The following is a 16,185-nucleotide window of genomic DNA, read 5'->3' on the forward strand; positions in this document are numbered from 1 at the left end:
GGCTAGCCTTGCCTACGTCATGCTTGCCACCCTCGTCATCGGCCTCCGCGAAGGCCTCGAAGCCACGCTCATCGTCGGCATCATCGCCGCGTTCCTGCGTCGCAACCGCGTGCCCCTGGCGCCGATGTGGCTCGGAGTCGGCATCGCCGTCGCACTGAGCATCGCCGTCGGCTTCGGGCTGCAGGCCGTCGAGCAGGCGCTGCCCCAGGCCCAGCAAGAGGGGATGGAGGCGGTCATCGGCATCGTCGCCGTCGTCTTCGTCACCGGGATGATCGTCTGGATGCGCACGCACGCGCGGCACCTGACGAAGGAGCTCGAGGCGAGTGCGACCGAGGCGCTCGGCCGCGGCACGGCCTGGGCCCTGGCGGGCATGGCCTTCCTCGCCGTCCTCAAGGAGGGCTTCGAGACCTCGGTGTTCCTGCTCGCCACCTTCCAGGCGTCCAGCGACACCGGACTGGCAGCGCTCGGCGCCGTCGTCGGCATCGCCGGAGCGGTCGCCGTCGGCTACGGCATCTACACCGGTGGCGTCCGGATGAACCTGGCGAAGTTCTTCACCGGCACGGGCGTCTTCCTGGTCTTCGTCGCCGGCGGGCTGGTGCTGACCGTCCTGCGCCGTGCGCACGAGGCCGGCTGGATCGTCATCGGCCAGCAGCGCACCGTCGACCTGAGCTGGCTCGCCCCGAACGGCTCGGTGCAGGGCGCCCTGGTCACCGGCGTGCTCGGCATCCCACCGGACCCCCGCGTGATCGAGGTCCTCGGCTGGGTCCTGTACGTCGTCCCCGTCCTGGCCATCTCGCTGTGGCCGCGCGCCTGGCGACCGGCCCCCGCCCGGGTGCCCGTGGTCCGCGGGAGCGTCGCAGCCGTCCTCGCCGTCGCCGCTGCCGTGCTGGCGCTCGCCGTCCCGACCGGCGGCGTGCACGTGCCGTCGACCGTGCCGGCCACCGGGGACCAGACCTCGGTGTCGGCCGAGGTCCACGGGCAGGCTGCGGTCCTGCGCACCCGCGGCAACGGCCGGGAGGCCCGGGTCGACTTCCCGGCATCGACCCACCGCACCGTCACCCGCGCTGGGATCACCGCCGACCGGTGGCGCACGACCACCGACGACGGTGCCGGCGGCCAGCCCGCCTCGCTGACGCTCGACGACCTGGTCGGGATCTTCGGCCGCGTGCCCGTCGGCATCTCACCCTCGACGAACCCCGGCCCGTTCCGGGCCGGCTGGTCGGTCTCGACGACGACCACCCTGTGGACCGCCGGTGGCGGTGTCCTGGACGCGACCAGCACCCAACGCTCGGTGCTGACGCTGCGTGGTGGGGGCCTCCCGTCCGCACGCACCACGTCGATCGACCGCACCGCCTTCGCCGTGCCGGACGCGCGCGTGCAGCGCACGGCCACGGCCGTCTCGGCCGCCGCCACGCGTTCCGCCGAACTCGCGCTCTGGAGCGCCTGGCTGCCGATCGCCCTGGGCACCGCCGCAGCAGCCCAGCTCGCCCTCGCCCTGCGTGACCGTCGTCGTCTGACGGCACCCGCGCACCACGACCCCGTACCCGTCCCCGCCCGCGGACCACCCGCCGGGGACCCGACAAGGAGCACCGCCCATGCCGTTCGTTGAGCGAACCGTCCGACCCCTCACCATCCTGGGCGCACTCGGCGTCGTGACCGCGCTGGCCCTGACCGGCTGTGCCGCGAACCCGTCCTCGGCGACGGACGACGCCTCGACCTCGGGCGGGGTGTCGCGCGTGTCGATCACCCTGACGAACGACGGCTCGGACAAGTGCGCCGTGTCGACCACGAAGGTCCCTGCCGGCCCGGTCACCTTCACGGTGAAGAACGAGTCCTCGACCGCGATCACCGAGGTCGAGCTGCTGCAGGACCAGCGGATCTTCGGCGAGAAGGAGAACCTGGCGCCCGGCCTGGCCGCGGTCTCGTTCACCAGCACGCTGGGCGGCGGGAAGTACCAGGTGTACTGCCCCGGCGCCGACACCGAGATGACCGACTTCACGGTCACCGGCAAGGTCGCCTCGACCGCGAACAGCAGCGCGGCCTCGCTCCTGAAGCAGGGGGCGAAGGGCTACGCGACGTACGTCGACGGCCAGGTCACCGACATGGTCACCGCGGTCGAGCAGCTGCAGAAGGACGTGGCGGCGGGCAACCTGGACGCGGCCAAGAAGGACTACGCCGACGCCCGCCCGTACTACGAGCACGTCGAGAGCGACGTCGACGGCTTCGTCAAGAAGGGCTACAAGGCCACCGACAACGCCGGCAACCTCGACTACCTGATCGACATGCGCGCGTCGAACCTCGACCCCGCCGTCGGGTGGAGCGGCTTCCACGCCGTCGAGCGCGACCTGTTCGCCAGCGGTGCGATCACGGACGACACGAAGAAGACCGCGTCCGAGCTGGCCACCAACGTGCAGCTGCTCGCGAAGCTCGTCCCGACGCTCGACTACCAGCCCGAGGACCTGGCGAACGGCGCCGCCGGCCTGCTCGAAGAGGTGCAGTCGAACAAGATCTCCGGCGAGGAAGAGGCCTACAGCCACATCGACCTGGTCGACCTCGCCGCGAACGTCGAGGGCGCCCGCCAGGCCTTCGCGTACCTGAAGCCGGGGCTCACCAAGCTCGACCCGACCCTGACCAAGCAGATCAGCACCCAGTTCGACCAGACGAACACGATGATGGACGGCTTCCGGAACGCCAGCGACCTGGGCGGCTTCGACAGCTGGACCGACGCCACCAAGTCCGAGCATGCGAACGCGATCTCGCAGCGCGTGCAGGCACTGCAGGACCCGCTGTCCCGCCTGGCCGAGAAGGTCGCCACCGCGTGAGCGAGTTCTCGCGGCGGGGACTGCTCGGTGCCGGACTCGCGGCAGCCGGGGCCGGTGTCGGCGCGGTCGCCGGTGTCGCGGGTGCGACCGCGGCCACGGGCGTCAACCCGTTCAGCGCGGCGTCGAACGGCGACGAGTCGATCGACCTGTCGCTGAGCCACCCCTTCTACGCCACCGCTGCCCGCCAGCCCCAGGGCGGCATCCGCACCGACCCGCAGCGCTACTGCGTGTTCATGACGTTCGACCTGTCGACCTCGGCCACGACCGACCTGCAGGTGCTGCTCGCGCGCTGGTCGGCCTCGATCGCACAGCTGCAGGCCGGCAAGACCGTCGGGTCCGTCGAGCCGGCGCACGGCAACGGCGTCGGCGCGGACACCGGCGAGGCGCTCGACCTCGGCCCGGCGTCGCTCACCGTCACGGTCGGACTCGGCCCGGGCGTGTTCGACGACCGGTTCGGGCTGGCCGCGCACCGACCGGCGCAGCTGCAGGACATCCCCGCACTGCCGAGCGACCGGCTGCAGGACGGCCTGACCGGCGGGGACCTGTCCCTGCAGGCGTGCGCGGACGACCCGCAGGTGGCGTACCACGCCGTGCGCGACCTGGCCCGGATCGCGCGCGGCACCGCGACCGTGCGCTGGACCGTGCTCGGGTTCGGGCGTGCCTCGGCCGGGCCGTCGCAGACGACCCCGCGCAACCTGATGGGCTTCAAGGACGGCACCCGCAACATCACCACCGACGACGAGTACGACCGCTTCGTGTGGCTCGACGACTCCGCCGGGTGGATGGCCGGCGGGACGTACCAGGTCGTGCGGAAGATCCAGATGAACATCGAGATCTGGGACGCCGACGTCGTGAGCGACCAGCAGCGGGTGTTCGGCCGGACGAAGGTCGAGGGCGCGCCGCTGTCCGGCGGGACGGAGCACACGACGCCGGACTTCCACGCTCGCGCGGCGACGGGTTCCGGGTCGGCGTCGGACGGCGACACCGCCATCGACGCCCGCTCGCACGTGGCCCTGGCAGCGCACGAGAACAACGGCGGGGTGAAGATCCTGCGGCGCGGCTACAACTACACCGACGGGCTGAACCAGTACGGGCAGCTCGACGCGGGGCTGTTCTTCGCGGCGTACATGACCGACCCGGACCACTTCACCCGGATCCAGCGGCGCCTCGGCGCGGTCGACCGGCTCAACGAGTACATCGCGCACATCGGGTCCGCGGTGTTCGCGGTGCCGCCGGCGCCCCGCGCAGGTTCGTACATCGGCGAGCAGCTCTTCCGGTAGCCGCGGGCGCCGTCGCACCGTCCGGCTGGTCACGACTCCCCGCTCGCGTTCGCCGAGTGGTCGCGGGTCGTCGGTTGGCGTTGCCGCAGGCGACGGATGGTGACCGGTCGGCGGGTGGTGCGCGGGGTGTCGTGACCGGTCGCGGGCCGGACGGGAGGCGCGGTTCGGTTCGTTCGCACCGCCTCCAGTCCGGTGGTCGTCGCCGCTGTCGCTGTCGCCGTCGCTGTCGCCCCGTCTGGCTGGTCACGACTCCCCGCTCGCGTTCGCCGAGTGGTCGCGGGTCGTCGGTTGGCGTTGCCGCAGGCGACGGATGGTGACCGGTCGGCGGGTGGCGCGCGGGGTGTTGTGACCGGTCACCGCGAGTGGCGAACAGCGAGCGGCGAACAGCGGGCGGCGACGCGCGGCGCGAAGGCGCGCGGCTGAGCCCCAGGGATGGGTGCCCTCCGTCGTTTCCCTGGAGACGGAGGACACCCGCGCCACGGAGTCACGCGAAACGGAACCACCGCTCGCGAAGAGAGGCGACCCAGCGTGGCGCGTCGCGGGGGCGACAGGGCCGAGATTACCCGTCGGACCCGGAGAACGACAGGGATCGGTGCGGACCGGATACGCCCGGAGCGGACGGCCGAACCCACCCGGACGCAGGACGCCCCCGCCGCACCCGGACATCGTGGCCTCCCACGGTGTCGCGAGTGGACGGGGGCGTCCGGCGACGTGCGGTCAGATTCGTGTGCGCCGCCGTCGTGCGACGACCATCGCCGTGATGCCGGCGAGCAGCAGCAGCCCGGCGACCAGGGCCGGGGCGGCGAGCTCAGTGCCCGTGTAGGCCAGGCCGCCCGAGCCGCGCACGGCGGTGCCACCCGTGCCGGCACCGACGACGCCACCGCTGCCCGCATCAGCACCGCCACCGGCGACGGGGCCCGTGCCTGGGTCGGTACCCGGGTCGCCCGGGTTGCCCGGGTCGGTCGGGTCGGTGCCCGGGGCGACGGCCGCAGCGAGGGGCACCGTCACGGGGAGCACGATGCGCGTCGAACCGACGGTCACGACCAGGGGTGCGTCCGTGGTGGCGGCCAGCGCGGCGAACGTGGTCTCCGCCGCACGGGCTGCCGGAGCGTCGGTGCCGGTCGGCACGGTGAACTGGAGCGATGCCCGGCCCTGCTCGTCCGTGGTGTCGACGACCGTCGGGTCGATGTCCGCCGTGGCGAGCACCTGGTCACCAGCGCTGACGGACACCGTGGTCGGCTGGTCGGCCGCGCTGCTGAAGACCAGCGACGACAGCTCCATGGCGATCGGGTCGCCCGGCTGGAAACCGCCCTCGGGCGTCGGGGTGATCTGGACGCCCACCGAACGCTGGTCGTCGGCCACGGTGACACTGGGGTTCGTCCGGAAGTACTGCACCTGCGCCTCGAGGTCGACCGTGCCGCTGTCCTGCTTGGCCGCGGCACCGGCGAACGCGGTGAAGTTGTCGCCACCCGACGCCAGGAACGAGTTCACCGTGACCTTGTACGTCGTCGCGGGGTCGATCGGGGTGCCGTCGAGCGTCATCGAGGTGATGCGTGACCCGGCCGCGGCGGTCGGGTCGTAGGCGTACGAGAAGCCCTTCGACACGCCGAGCTTCAGGAACGGCCGGCTGGCGGCGGCGGGCTGCCACTGCTGCTCGAGCGCCTGCTTCACCTGCGCCCCGGTCAGGTCGAGCACGACCAGGGTGTTCGCGAACGGCTGGACGACGGCCGCTTCCTTGTAGGTCACGTCGCCGCCGGCCAGGTCGGCACGCAGACCGCCCGGGTTCATGAACGCGATCTGGGCGCCCTGACGGTCCTGGGTGGCGCTGCGCTGGACCTCGGCGACGAAGTTGCCGAGCGTGGACTCGCCCCCGCGGTTCTCGCTGCCGTCGGTCTGCACCGCGCGGCGCATGTCGACGTCGGTCTTCCCGATGACCTCGGCCCCGCGGACCTCGGCGGCGGCGACGGCGCTCGTCACGGTCGCGGCGACGGCAGCGTCCGGTGCGTACGTGCCGTCGACCAGGCTGAGGTTCTCGACCGTCGCGGCGACGGAGCCGTCGGCCGCGACCGTCATGCGCAGGTGGCCCAGGTTGAAGCCGTACGACCCGGTCTGGATCACCGGGCGGGGGACCGTGCCACCGTCGGGCACGACGTTGTGCACGTAGGTCTGGTGCGTGTGTCCGGACAGGATCGCGGACACCTTCGGGGTGACCCCGTGCACCGCCTTCGCGAACGCCGACCCGTTGTCGAGGTCGCTCGCCGCAGCGGTGTCCGCGCCGTCGTGGACCAGGAGCACGAGCGCGTCGGCTTCGCCGTTGGCCTCGTTGCCGTCGGTGAGCTCGTCGGCGACCGCATTCACCGACGAGGTGATGTCGGCCATCTGCAACGTGGAGATGCCGGCTGGGCTGACGAGCCCGGTCAGGTCGACGGTCGCGCCGATGAACCCGATGCGCTTGCCGCTGATCTGCTGGATCGAGTACGGCTGGAACGCGGGCTCGCCGGTCGCCCGGTCGAGGATGTTCGCGGAGACGTAGTCCCACTTCGCGTTGCGCGCCCCCTCGGGCCCGATCACGCGGTCCTGCAGGTCGGCGCGGCCACCGTCGAGCTCGTGGTTGCCGATCGCGCTGACGGACAGGTCCATCTGGTTGAGCACGTCGATCGTCGGCTGGTCCTGCTGCACGAAGGACTCGAAGGTCGAGGCGCCGATGTTGTCCCCGGCGCTCACGAACGCCGACGTCGAGGGGTCGGGCCCGCGCAGCTCGTCGAGTGCTCCGGCGAGCACCGCGGCACCGGCGGCGTCACCGGCGCGCGGGGTCGGGCTGCTCAGGGACTGCGCGATGCGTCCGTGGAAGTCGTTGACGTCGTAGATGTCGATCGTCGTGTCACCGTCGGCTGCGACGGCGGCAGTGGGCAGGGACAGGGCGACGAGGACACCAGCGGTGGCCAGGGCGGCGCCGGCGGCGATGCCGCGTCGTCGGGAGGTCGGTTTCGTGTTCATCGGCAACGAACCTACGAGGATCCACAGACAACCCGCCAGGGGGTCCCGGCGAACGTCACGCGCTGTTCACATGACCGGACTGGAGGCCCGGCTGCCGTGACCGACGTCGGTCACGGCAGCCGGGCCTCCAGTCCGACCCGTCGGCTCAGCCGACGTCCTCCCACGCGCGCGAGCGCGCGCTCGCCACGACGGCGTCGATGATGCGCGCTGACCGGGCGCCGTCGGCGAAGGTCGGCAGACCGTCGGGGACCACCCCGGTGCGGACGGCGGTGTAAGTGTCCGCGACGAAGGCGGCGAAGGCGTCGAGGTAGCCCTGCGGGTGCCCGGCCGGCACGGTCGCCAGACGCCGCTGGTCGGGGGAGCCCTGCGACGGGTCCCGCACCACGATCTGGGCGCCGGTCTCGTTGCCGAACCAGGCCGACTCGGGCTGCTCCTGGTCGAAGGCGGCCGAACCGCGTGTGCCGTCGACCTCGAACCACAGCCGGTTCTTCCGTCCGGCGGCGACCTGCGAGACGACGACGTTGCCGATCCGGCCGGTCTCGGTGCGGAACGTGGCGACGGCGGTGTCCTCGGTCGTGACCTCGTCGCGGGTGCCGGCGTCGGCGATCGGGTCCGGGTCGGGCGAGCCCGAGAACGACGGGCCGGAGGCGGCCGGCCGGGTCGGGTAGACGATGTCCGTGGTGGCGCTGACGCTCGCGAAGCGCTCGCCCGTGACGAACTCGGCCAGGTCGCACCAGTGCGAACCGATGTCAGCGAACGCGCGGGACAGCCCGCCGGCGCCGGCGTCGACCCGCCACGAGGACGAGTCCTCGTCGAGCATCCAGTCCTGCAGGTAGTGGCCGTGCACCGCGAGCACCCGGCCCAGGTCGCCGTCGGTGATCCGCGACCGGACCTCGCGCACCATCGGGTGGAAGCGGTAGACGAACGGCACCGTCGCGACGACGCCGGCGTCCGCCGCGGCCCGCTCGAGCTCGGCGGCCTGCGCGCTCGACACCGCGAGCGGCTTCTCGCACACGACGTTGATGCCGGCGCGGATGACGGCGAGGGCCTGGGGGTGGTGCTGGTCGTTCGGCGTGCAGACGTGCACCACGTCGGGTGCGTCGGCGATCACCTGGTCCAGGTCGGCGTACCCGCGGGGCACGTCGAGCTGGGCGGCGACCTGCGCGGAGCGATCGGGGTTCCGGCCGAGGACCCCGAGCACCTCGGCCCCGGCGGCCTTCGCGGCGCGCACGTGCACCGCCGCGATCATGCCCGTGCCGACGACGACCACACGCAGTCGTCGTCCGGTGTCCTCAGTCGCCATGGTGCTCCCTCGCGTCCCGACGCCCGCGGTGCGCCGTCACGGTGCCCACAGTATTGGAACCACCCGTCCGTGCACCGGAACCGGTGGGTACGGTCTGGGACATGTCGAGCCTCCAGACCACCCTCCTCATCCTCGGTGCCAGTGGCGACCTGTCCAAGCGCCTGCTGCTGCCGGGCCTCGCGACGCTGCTGGAGGTGAAGGAGGACTGGGACGTGCAGCTCGTCGGAGCCGGGGTCGAGGACATCGCGGCCGACGACTGGAAGCAGCTGGTGCACGACGCGTTCGAGAACGCACAGGCGTCGAAGAACGAGGAGGACGAGGGCGCCTCGGGGTCGAAGCCGCTGTCGAAGCGCCTGCAGGACGTCGTCGACGCCTCGAGCTACCGCAAGGCCGACGTCACCAGCGCCGACGACCTGAAGACCCTGCTCGCCGACTGCCACCACGACCCGGCCGTGTACTTCGCCCTGCCGCCCGCCGTCACCGAGAAGAGCTGCGCCGTCCTGGCCGACCTCGACCTGCCCGCCGGCATCCGTCTCGCGCTCGAGAAGCCCTTCGGCACCGATGCCGCCAGCGCCGAACACCTCAACGACCTGCTGCACTCGTTCCTGCCCGAGGAGCGCATCCACCGCGTCGACCACTTCCTGGGCCGCTCGACGGTGCTGAACCTGCTCGGGCTGCGCTTCGCGAACCGCATCATCGAGCCGCTGCTGTCGTCCACCCACGTCGAGCGCGTCGACATCGTCTACGACGAGACCCTGGGGCTCGAGGGTCGCGCACGCTACTACGACAAGGCCGGTGCCCTGGTCGACATGATCCAGAGCCACCTGCTGCAGGTGATGGCCGTCGTCGCGATGGAGGCACCCGCGTCGATCGACGCCGACGACCTGCGCACGCAGAAGGAACTCGTGCTGCGCGCCGTCCGGCCGTGGGGCGGCGACCCGCTCACCGCGGGTCGTCGCGCGCGGTACACAGCCGGCACCGTGGGTGACCGCTCGATGCCGTCCTACGTCGACGAGGACGGGGTCGACCCGTCGATCGGCACCGAGACCCTCGCGCAGATCCGGCTGGAGATCGCGAACTGGCGCTGGGCGGGCGTGCCGTTCACGCTGCGGTCCGGCAAGGCCCTCGGTGCCCAGCGCCGCGAGATCGTCGTGACCTTCAAGGACTCCCCGCACGTGCCCGACGGGCTGACCGGCGTGCAGCGCCCCGACCGGCTGCGGATCTGGATCGCGCCGGACAAGATGGACCTCGAGCTCAACGTCAACGGCCCGGGCGACCCGTACACGATCGACCACACCGTGCTCGAGACCACGTTCAACCCCGGTCGGCTCAGCGCCTACGGCGAGGTCCTGGCCGGGGTGCTCGAGGGCGACGCGACGCTGTCGGTCCGCGGCGACAGCGCCGTGCAGGGCTGGAAGGTCGTCGAGCCGTTCCTGACCGCCTGGCGGGCCGGCAAGGTCGACCTGGACGACTACCCCGCCGGGTCCGAGGGGCCCGACGGCTGGGACAACATCGACTGCTGAACGGCTCCGCACCCGCGCCGCCCGCCGTCCCGGCACCGTCCGGGGCAGCGGGCGTAGCGTCCGGGACATGACCACGATCGACGACGTCCTGCAGACCGTTCCCGAACCCGCCGGAGCCGACATCCGTGTCGAGCCCGTCCGCTACGACCACGAGGGCACGGCGCTGCTCGGGGTGCTGGCGAAGGACCACGCCGTGTCCGGGCCCCGCCCCGGCGTGCTCGTGATCCACGACTGGCACGGGGTGAACGAGCACGTCGAGGCCCGCGTGACGATGCTCGCGCGCCTGGGGTACGTGGCCTTCGGCGCCGACGTCTACGGCGAGGGCGTCCGTCCGGGCGACGACACCGCCGCCGAGGTCGCCGGTTCGTACTACCAGGACCTGCCGCTCATGCGTGCCCGGGTGCAGGCGGGGCTCGACCGGCTGCGCGCCGACCCCGACGTCGACCACTCCCGCGTCGTGGTGATGGGGTACTGCTTCGGCGGGTCCGCAGCGCTCGAGCTCACCCGCACCGGCGCGGACCTGGTCGGGGCGGTCTCGTTCCACGGCGGCCTGATCGCCCACGACCCGTCCGATGCCGCGGCGATCCGGGCCAAGTTGCTCGTGCTCACCGGCGGGATCGACCCCGTCGTGCCCGACTCTGCCGTCCAGGCCTGGCAGGACGAGATGCGCGCCGTGCCCGATCTGGACTGGCAGGTCGTGACGTACGCGGGTGCGATGCACGCGTTCGCCGTGCCGGAGACCGACGCGCCCGAGAACGGTGCGCAGTACCAGGCGACGGCCGACCGTCGCTCGTGGCAGGCGCTCGAGGCGTTCCTGGCCGAGGTGTTCGGCGAGGAGCTCGCCATCGTCTGACCGCGCTCGAGCCGGGCGACACGCCGTTCGTGGCGTCGACCCCGGCACGATTGGCGCTGCGGGCCGCACCTGTTGTAGAGTCTTCCACGGCCGCTTCGGCAGCAATGCGCTCGTAGCTCAATGGATAGAGCATCTGACTACGGATCAGAAGGTTGGGGGTTCGAGTCCCTTCGAGCGCACAGTACCGTCAGTTCAGGATGACGGACTGACACCGAACCGCTGCAGGCCCCGATGCACATCGCATCGGGGCCTTCGGCGTTCCCGGGGGCGTGTCCGTCCGCACCGTTCGCGCCCCGGACCGGCGCGCGCCGAGTCTCGCTCTGGCGGACATCATCCGGGCGTTCCGGCCCGCAGACTGTCCGCGGAGCCGAGACTCGGCGCCACGAGTCGCCGCGAGCCGCCGCACGAGCCGCGCTCGGCGGATCGGCCTGGTGCCGGCGCGCCCGGCGGCGGTACCATCAGCGCGCCAGGACGCCCCTCGTCGTGAACGGAGCCTCGCGATGCCCCCTTCGACCGACCCGGTGCCCACCGGCGACGACACCGGTGCGCTCGCCGCGGACGCCGAGCTGGACACGAAGCCCGACCTGCCGACGCCGGGCCACCCGACGGTGTTCCTCGAGGACGGCCCGAGCCTGCAGGAGCCGGCCGCGCAGTAGCGGCCCGGCCACGGCCGGAGCACCGGCCACGGACATGACGGGAGGCCCGTGGCGGATCCGCCACGGGCCTCCCGTCCGACCGGGGGTCGGGTGCTACGCCATCGCGCGCACCTCGGCGAGGGTCGGGTAGTCCGTGTAGCCCTCGGCCGTCGCGCCGTAGAAGAACTGCGGGCGCGGCTCGTTCAGCTCGGTGTCGCGCTCCCAGCGGTGTGCCAGGTCGGGGTTCGCGATCGCCATGCGACCCACGGCGACGGCGTCGGCCTGGTCGGCGTCGACGAGTGCGATGGCCTCGTCGCGCGTGGTCAGGGACGAGAAGCCCGAGTTCACGATGAACGGGGCGCGGGCGGTGCGACGGACGTGCTGCACCAGGTCACCGGTCGGCTCGGCGTGCAGGACGTCGACGAACGCCAGACCCAGCGGGGCGAGGCCCTCGGCGACGGCGGTGTAGGTCGCGCGGACGTCGGCCGCGTCGTCCTCGATGACGCCCTGGATGCCGTGCTCCGGCGACAGGCGGATGCCGGTGCGGTCCGCTCCGACGGCCTCGGCGACGGCCGTGGTGACCTCGATCGCGAAGCGCGCACGGTTCTCGGGGGAGCCGCCGTACTGGTCGGTGCGGGTGTTCGACACCGGGGACATGAACTCGTGGACCAGGTAGCCGTTGGCGCCGTGGACCTCGACACCGTCGAGCCCGGCGGCGATCGCGTTGCGGGCGGCCTGGGCGAAGCCCTGCACGGCCTGGGCGACCTCGTCGGTGGTCAGCTGGTGGGGGACCGGCATGTCGGCCTTCGAGCCGTCGGCCAGGTGCGTCTGACCGGGGGCGGCGATCGCGGAGGGGGCGACGATGCGCGGGGTGTCGGAGATCGACGGGTGCGAGACGCGGCCGCCGTGCATGAGCTGCATGACGATCGTGCCGCCCTCGGCGTGCACGGCGTCGGCGACGCGGCGCCACCCGGCGATCTGCTCGTCCGTCTCGATGCCGGGCTGCCCGGGGTAGGAGCGGCCTTCCTGCACGGGCCAGGTGCCCTCGGTGATGATCATGCCGAGGCCCGCGCGCTTGCGGTAGTGCTCGACGAGCAGGTCGTTCGGGATGCCGTGCTCGCCGGCGCGGGTGCGGGTGAGCGGGGCCATGACGATGCGGTTCGACAGCTGCAGGGCGCCGAAGGAGGTGGTTTCGAAGAGCTTCACCTCAGGCCGAACGCACTGTTGCCGCGTGCAATTCCGCCTGCGCGCAGATCGGTCAGTCGCGCGGACAGACGAGCGTCGACGAGCGGACCTGGCCCTCGGGACGGATGACCTGGTGCAGCGACAACGGCCTGTGGCAGATCGGGCAGCCGCGGTCCACCGTGCGGTCGTCGACGCCCTCGGCATGCCCGGCCCCGATCTGCGACGGGCCCATCTTCTCGATCAGCGTCGTGTTCCACCGTTCGTACCACCGGCCGAAGCGTCCCACGGTTCTCCCTTTCGTTCGTGCACTCACCATTGTTGCACGAACGAGTCAGACGGTGTCGACGAGTTCGAGCAGTGCGGTGAGTTCGTCCTTCAGGGCCTCGAGTCGGGCGAGCGGCCAGCCCAGGCGTTCGGCGATCTTCACCGGCACCGCGCGGGCACGCTCGCGGAGCGCTCGGCCGGCGGTGGTCAGGCTGACCTCGAGCTGTCGTTCGTCGGTGGTGCTGCGGGTGCGGCGGAGGTAGCCCGAAGCCTCCAACCGCTTGAGCAGCGGGCTGAGTGTGGCCGAGTCCAGACGCAGCTCGCCGGCGATCTCGCGCACGGACCGGGGATCGTGCTCCCACAGCGCCAGCATCACCAGGTACTGCGGGTGCGTCAGGCCCATCGGCTCGAGCAGGTCGCGGTACAGCCCGATCACGCTGCGGCTGGTCGCGGCGAGGGCGAAGCAGAGCTGCCGGTCGAGGGCGAGCGGGTCGAGGTCGGTCTGGGCCATGCGGCCAGCGTACCGTTCGTGCACGAACCGTGGCGTGGGTGGGCGACGGACGGGAGGCCCGGTGCCGGTCTCGGGGACCGGCACCGGGCCTCCAGGGCGGTGCGATGGGCGCGGTGCGCTCCGCGCGGTGCGCTACGCGCGGTGCGCCGGGGGGTGCCCCGAGTCGTGCGTCGTGGCGTCCGGTTCGACCGGCAGCACATGCGTGCCCGTGTGGGTCGACTCGCGGGCCAGGTCGTGTCCGTCACCCGGGTGGGCGCGCTCGAGCTTGGCGCCCTCGACGTCGACGTCCGGCACGATGCGGTCCAGCCACTTCGGGAACCACCACGCGCTCTCGCCGAGCAGGTGCATCGCCGCCGGGATCAGCAGCATGCGGACGACGAACGCGTCCACCAGCACACCGAACGCCAGCCCGAACCCGATCGGCTTGATCGTGGACGAGTCCGAGAAGATGAAGCCCGCGAACACCGAGATCATGATGATCGCCGCTGCCGTGACCACCGCGCGACCGGCGTGCAGGCCGCGCTGGACGGCCACCTTCGCACTGGCGCCGTGGGCGTACGCCTCGCGCATGCCCGACACCAGGAACAGCTGGTAGTCCATCGCGAGCCCGAACAGGATGCCGATCTCGATGATGGGCAGGAAGCTCAGGATCGGTGCGGGGTCGTGCACCCCGAACACGCTGCCGAGCCAACCGAACTGGTAGATGGCGGTCAGGCCACCGAAGGACGCCAGCACCGACAGGATGAAGCCCGCCGTGGCCGTGATCGGCACCAGGAACGACCGGAACACGATGATCAGGATGATCAGCGACAGGCCGACGACCACCGCCAGGTAGAGCGGCAGCACGTTCGACAGCTTCTCGGACACGTCGATGTTGGCCGACGCGTTGCCGGCGACCCCGAGCGTGGCGGAACCGCCCGACACGGAGACGTCCTGCGTGCGCAGGTCCTTCACCAGGTTCTCGGTCGAGACGCTGTCCGGGCCGCCGTCCGGCTTGACCTGGAAGGCGATGACCTCGCGCGACTTCGAGGCGCCGATCGGCAGGACCGCGTCGACGTCTGCGTTCTTCGCGATGGCCTGGCCGATCGTGACCTCGGTGGCCGTGACGTCGTCGGACGCGATCGCCTTCGGCAGGGTCGCCACGACGAGCAGCGGGCCGTTCTGGCCGGCACCGAACTCCTTGTCGAGCGCCTTGTACGCCTTGTACTGGCTGGAGTCGACGGCCTCGGACGCGCCACTCGGCAGGCCCAGTCGCATCTGCGTGGCGGGGAGGGCGATCGTGCCGAGCACCGCGATGCCCGCAACGAGCGTGATGACGGCGCGCCAGGTCGACATCGGCTTGTTCGGCACCCGGGTCGAGCCCGTGTTGCCGATGCTCTTCTGCTCCTTGCGGCGCAGGATCCGCATGCCGATGATCGACAGCAGCGCCGGGGTGAAGGACGTGGCGATGCAGATCGCGAAGAACACCGCGACCGCACCGACGGTGCCCATCAGCCCCAGGAACGGGATGCCGGTGATGTTGAGCGCGAGCAGCGCGACGATGACCGTCGCCCCCGCGAACACCACGGCGTTGCCCGAGGTGCCGTTCGCCAGGCCGATGGACTCGTGCACCCGCATGCCCTGCTTCAGCTGGGTGCGGTGGCGGTTCAGGATGAACAGCGAGTAGTCGATGCCGACCGCCAGGCCCAACATCACCCCCAGCACGGGCGTGACCGAGATGAACTCGACCAGGCTCGAGAAGGACAGCGCTGCGAGGGACGCGACGCCGACGCCGAGCACGGCGGAGACGAGCGGGACCGCGGCGCCGATCACCGTGCGGAGCATCAGGAAGAGCACGATCGCGGCGATGATCACGCCGCCGATCTCGCCCGGCCCCAGGATCGACGGCACGCCCTGGGCGATGTCGTTCGACACGTAGACCTCGACGCCGTCGATCTTCGCGTCGTCGGCCTTGTCCGAGATCGCGGTCTTCGTGGACGCCGGGACCTCGTACGTGGACTTCGTGAACTGCACGGTCCCGATCACCGTGCTGTCGTTCTTCGACACGAAGCGGATGTCCTTCGACAGGTCCAGCAGCTTCGTGCCCTGCGTGATCTCGGTCTCGTTGTCGTCGAGCTTCTGCGTGTTCGTGTCGATCGTCTTCTGCGCGTCGGCGAGCTGCTGCTCGCCGGACGTGATCTGGGCCTGCTGCGCGTCGATCTGCGCCTGGGCCTGGGTCAGCTGCGCCTGTGCCGCCTGCGCGGCGGCACCCGAGGCTGCTGCGCCACCGGCCGCCGCGGCCTGCTGCTTCTGCGCGTCGAGCTGGGCCTGGGCGGCGGCGATCTTCGTCTTGCCGTCCTCGAGCTGCTGCTTCTGCGCGTCGAGCTGGGCCTGACCCTGCTCGATCTTCGTCCGGCCGTCCGCGATCTGCTGCTTGCCGTCGACGAGCTTCTGCCGCTGGTCGTCGAGCTGCTGCTGGGTGTCGAACCCGCTCGTCGCACCCTTGACGCCCTTGAGCTGCTCGATGTCCTTCAGGAAGTCGGCGACCCCGGTCTTCTGGGTGTCCGAGAAGGCCTTGCCGTCCTTGGTGGTGAACACGAGCGTGCCGGTGCCGCCGTTCGCGCTCGGGAACTTGTCCGCGAGCTCGTCCTGCACCTGGCTGGTCTTCGTGCCGGGGATGGTGATCGACGAGGAGATCGTTCCGGCGAAGAGGGCGTAGGTGCCGCCCGCGATGCCCAACAGGACCACCCAGGAGATGATCACGAGCCAGTGCCGCCGAGCGGAGAATCGTCCGAGGCGGTAGAGCAGACCGGCCATGCGGTGCCCCGTTCCT

12 protein-coding genes and 1 tRNA gene are annotated in these 16,185 nt (G+C 71.6%); 7 read left to right on the plus strand and 6 right to left on the minus strand.

What is annotated here, in order from left to right; all coding sequences use genetic code 11:
• Positions 1 to 19: 19 nt before the first annotated feature.
• The 3 genes from efeU to ACLBWP_RS05830 are packed head-to-tail and all read left to right on the plus strand — an operon-like array spanning position 20 to position 4,102.
• Positions 20 to 1,609 carry an iron uptake transporter permease EfeU gene (gene efeU, locus ACLBWP_RS05820; RefSeq protein ID WP_447654450.1) on the plus strand — a complete coding sequence of 530 codons (1,590 nt, stop codon included), beginning with the start codon at positions 20 to 22 and terminating at the stop codon, positions 1,607 to 1,609.
• On the plus strand, positions 1,596 to 2,822 hold the full coding sequence (efeO, locus tag ACLBWP_RS05825; protein ID WP_447654451.1) for an iron uptake system protein EfeO: 1,227 nt from the start codon (positions 1,596 to 1,598) through the stop codon (positions 2,820 to 2,822). Before efeU ends, efeO begins: the two co-directional genes overlap by 14 nt.
• Positions 2,819 to 4,102 carry a Dyp-type peroxidase gene (locus tag ACLBWP_RS05830; protein WP_447654452.1) on the plus strand — a complete coding sequence of 428 codons (1,284 nt, stop codon included), beginning with the start codon at positions 2,819 to 2,821 and terminating at the stop codon, positions 4,100 to 4,102. The genes efeO and ACLBWP_RS05830 overlap by 4 nt, the downstream gene beginning before the upstream one ends.
• 717 nt (positions 4,103 to 4,819) lie before the next feature.
• Here ACLBWP_RS05830 and ACLBWP_RS05835 read toward each other — a convergent pair.
• Both ACLBWP_RS05835 and ACLBWP_RS05840 read right to left on the minus strand, forming a co-directional pair.
• A complete protein-coding gene (locus tag ACLBWP_RS05835; RefSeq protein ID WP_447654453.1) occupies positions 4,820 to 7,099 on the minus strand; it encodes a bifunctional metallophosphatase/5'-nucleotidase in 2,280 nt (759 codons plus the stop codon).
• Between the two features lie 145 nt (positions 7,100 to 7,244).
• Positions 7,245 to 8,402, minus strand: coding sequence for a Gfo/Idh/MocA family protein (locus tag ACLBWP_RS05840; protein WP_447654454.1), 1,158 nt, complete (start codon positions 8,400 to 8,402; stop codon positions 7,245 to 7,247).
• 101 nt (positions 8,403 to 8,503) lie between these two features.
• Here ACLBWP_RS05840 and ACLBWP_RS05845 point away from each other — a divergent pair, with 101 nt between their 5' ends.
• The 4 genes from ACLBWP_RS05845 to ACLBWP_RS05860 all read left to right on the plus strand — a co-directional run bounded on the left by ACLBWP_RS05845 (position 8,504) and on the right by ACLBWP_RS05860 (position 11,434).
• The gene (locus tag ACLBWP_RS05845; protein ID WP_243562468.1) at positions 8,504 to 9,925 is read left to right on the plus strand and encodes a glucose-6-phosphate dehydrogenase; all 1,422 of its coding nucleotides are present in this window, start codon (positions 8,504 to 8,506) and stop codon (positions 9,923 to 9,925) included.
• Between the two features lie 67 nt (positions 9,926 to 9,992).
• The gene (locus ACLBWP_RS05850; RefSeq protein WP_447654455.1) at positions 9,993 to 10,778 is read left to right on the plus strand and encodes a dienelactone hydrolase family protein; all 786 of its coding nucleotides are present in this window, start codon (positions 9,993 to 9,995) and stop codon (positions 10,776 to 10,778) included.
• 106 nt (positions 10,779 to 10,884) lie between these two features.
• Positions 10,885 to 10,957 (plus strand) — tRNA-Arg (locus tag ACLBWP_RS05855).
• Between the two features lie 321 nt (positions 10,958 to 11,278).
• The gene (locus tag ACLBWP_RS05860; RefSeq protein ID WP_447654456.1) at positions 11,279 to 11,434 is read left to right on the plus strand and encodes a hypothetical protein; all 156 of its coding nucleotides are present in this window, start codon (positions 11,279 to 11,281) and stop codon (positions 11,432 to 11,434) included.
• Between the two features lie 93 nt (positions 11,435 to 11,527).
• Here the strand turns inward: ACLBWP_RS05860 and ACLBWP_RS05865 are convergent, their stop codons facing one another.
• The 4 genes from ACLBWP_RS05865 to ACLBWP_RS05880 all read right to left on the minus strand — a co-directional run bounded on the left by ACLBWP_RS05865 (position 11,528) and on the right by ACLBWP_RS05880 (position 16,169).
• Positions 11,528 to 12,619, minus strand: coding sequence for an alkene reductase (locus ACLBWP_RS05865; RefSeq protein WP_447654457.1), 1,092 nt, complete (start codon positions 12,617 to 12,619; stop codon positions 11,528 to 11,530).
• A 52-nt stretch (positions 12,620 to 12,671) separates the two neighbouring features.
• Positions 12,672 to 12,884, minus strand: coding sequence for a hypothetical protein (locus ACLBWP_RS05870; RefSeq protein ID WP_243562463.1), 213 nt, complete (start codon positions 12,882 to 12,884; stop codon positions 12,672 to 12,674).
• Positions 12,885 to 12,929: 45 nt separating this feature from the next.
• Positions 12,930 to 13,373, minus strand: coding sequence for a MarR family winged helix-turn-helix transcriptional regulator (locus tag ACLBWP_RS05875; protein WP_447654458.1), 444 nt, complete (start codon positions 13,371 to 13,373; stop codon positions 12,930 to 12,932).
• Positions 13,374 to 13,505: 132 nt separating this feature from the next.
• Positions 13,506 to 16,169, minus strand: a complete 2,664-nt coding sequence (locus ACLBWP_RS05880) for an MMPL family transporter (RefSeq protein WP_447654459.1) — start codon at positions 16,167 to 16,169, stop codon at positions 13,506 to 13,508.
• Positions 16,170 to 16,185 lie beyond the last annotated feature (16 nt).

This window comes from Microbacterium sp. M1A1_1b, from assembly GCF_053345565.1.

Excerpts from the sequence above, each read along its gene's own strand:
- efeU (WP_447654450.1), top strand. The coding sequence starts at position 20 with ATGCTTGCCACCCTCGTCATCGGCCTCCGCGAAGGCCTCGAAGCCACG.
- efeO (WP_447654451.1), top strand. The coding sequence starts at position 1,596 with ATGCCGTTCGTTGAGCGAACCGTCCGACCCCTCACCATCCTGGGCGCA.
- ACLBWP_RS05835 (WP_447654453.1), bottom strand. The coding sequence starts at position 7,099 with ATGAACACGAAACCGACCTCCCGACGACGCGGCATCGCCGCCGGCGCC.
- ACLBWP_RS05840 (WP_447654454.1), bottom strand. The coding sequence starts at position 8,402 with ATGGCGACTGAGGACACCGGACGACGACTGCGTGTGGTCGTCGTCGGC.
- ACLBWP_RS05845 (WP_243562468.1), top strand. The coding sequence starts at position 8,504 with ATGTCGAGCCTCCAGACCACCCTCCTCATCCTCGGTGCCAGTGGCGAC.
- ACLBWP_RS05850 (WP_447654455.1), top strand. The coding sequence starts at position 9,993 with ATGACCACGATCGACGACGTCCTGCAGACCGTTCCCGAACCCGCCGGA.
- ACLBWP_RS05860 (WP_447654456.1), top strand. The coding sequence starts at position 11,279 with ATGCCCCCTTCGACCGACCCGGTGCCCACCGGCGACGACACCGGTGCG.
- ACLBWP_RS05875 (WP_447654458.1), bottom strand. The coding sequence starts at position 13,373 with ATGGCCCAGACCGACCTCGACCCGCTCGCCCTCGACCGGCAGCTCTGC.
- ACLBWP_RS05880 (WP_447654459.1), bottom strand. The coding sequence starts at position 16,169 with ATGGCCGGTCTGCTCTACCGCCTCGGACGATTCTCCGCTCGGCGGCAC.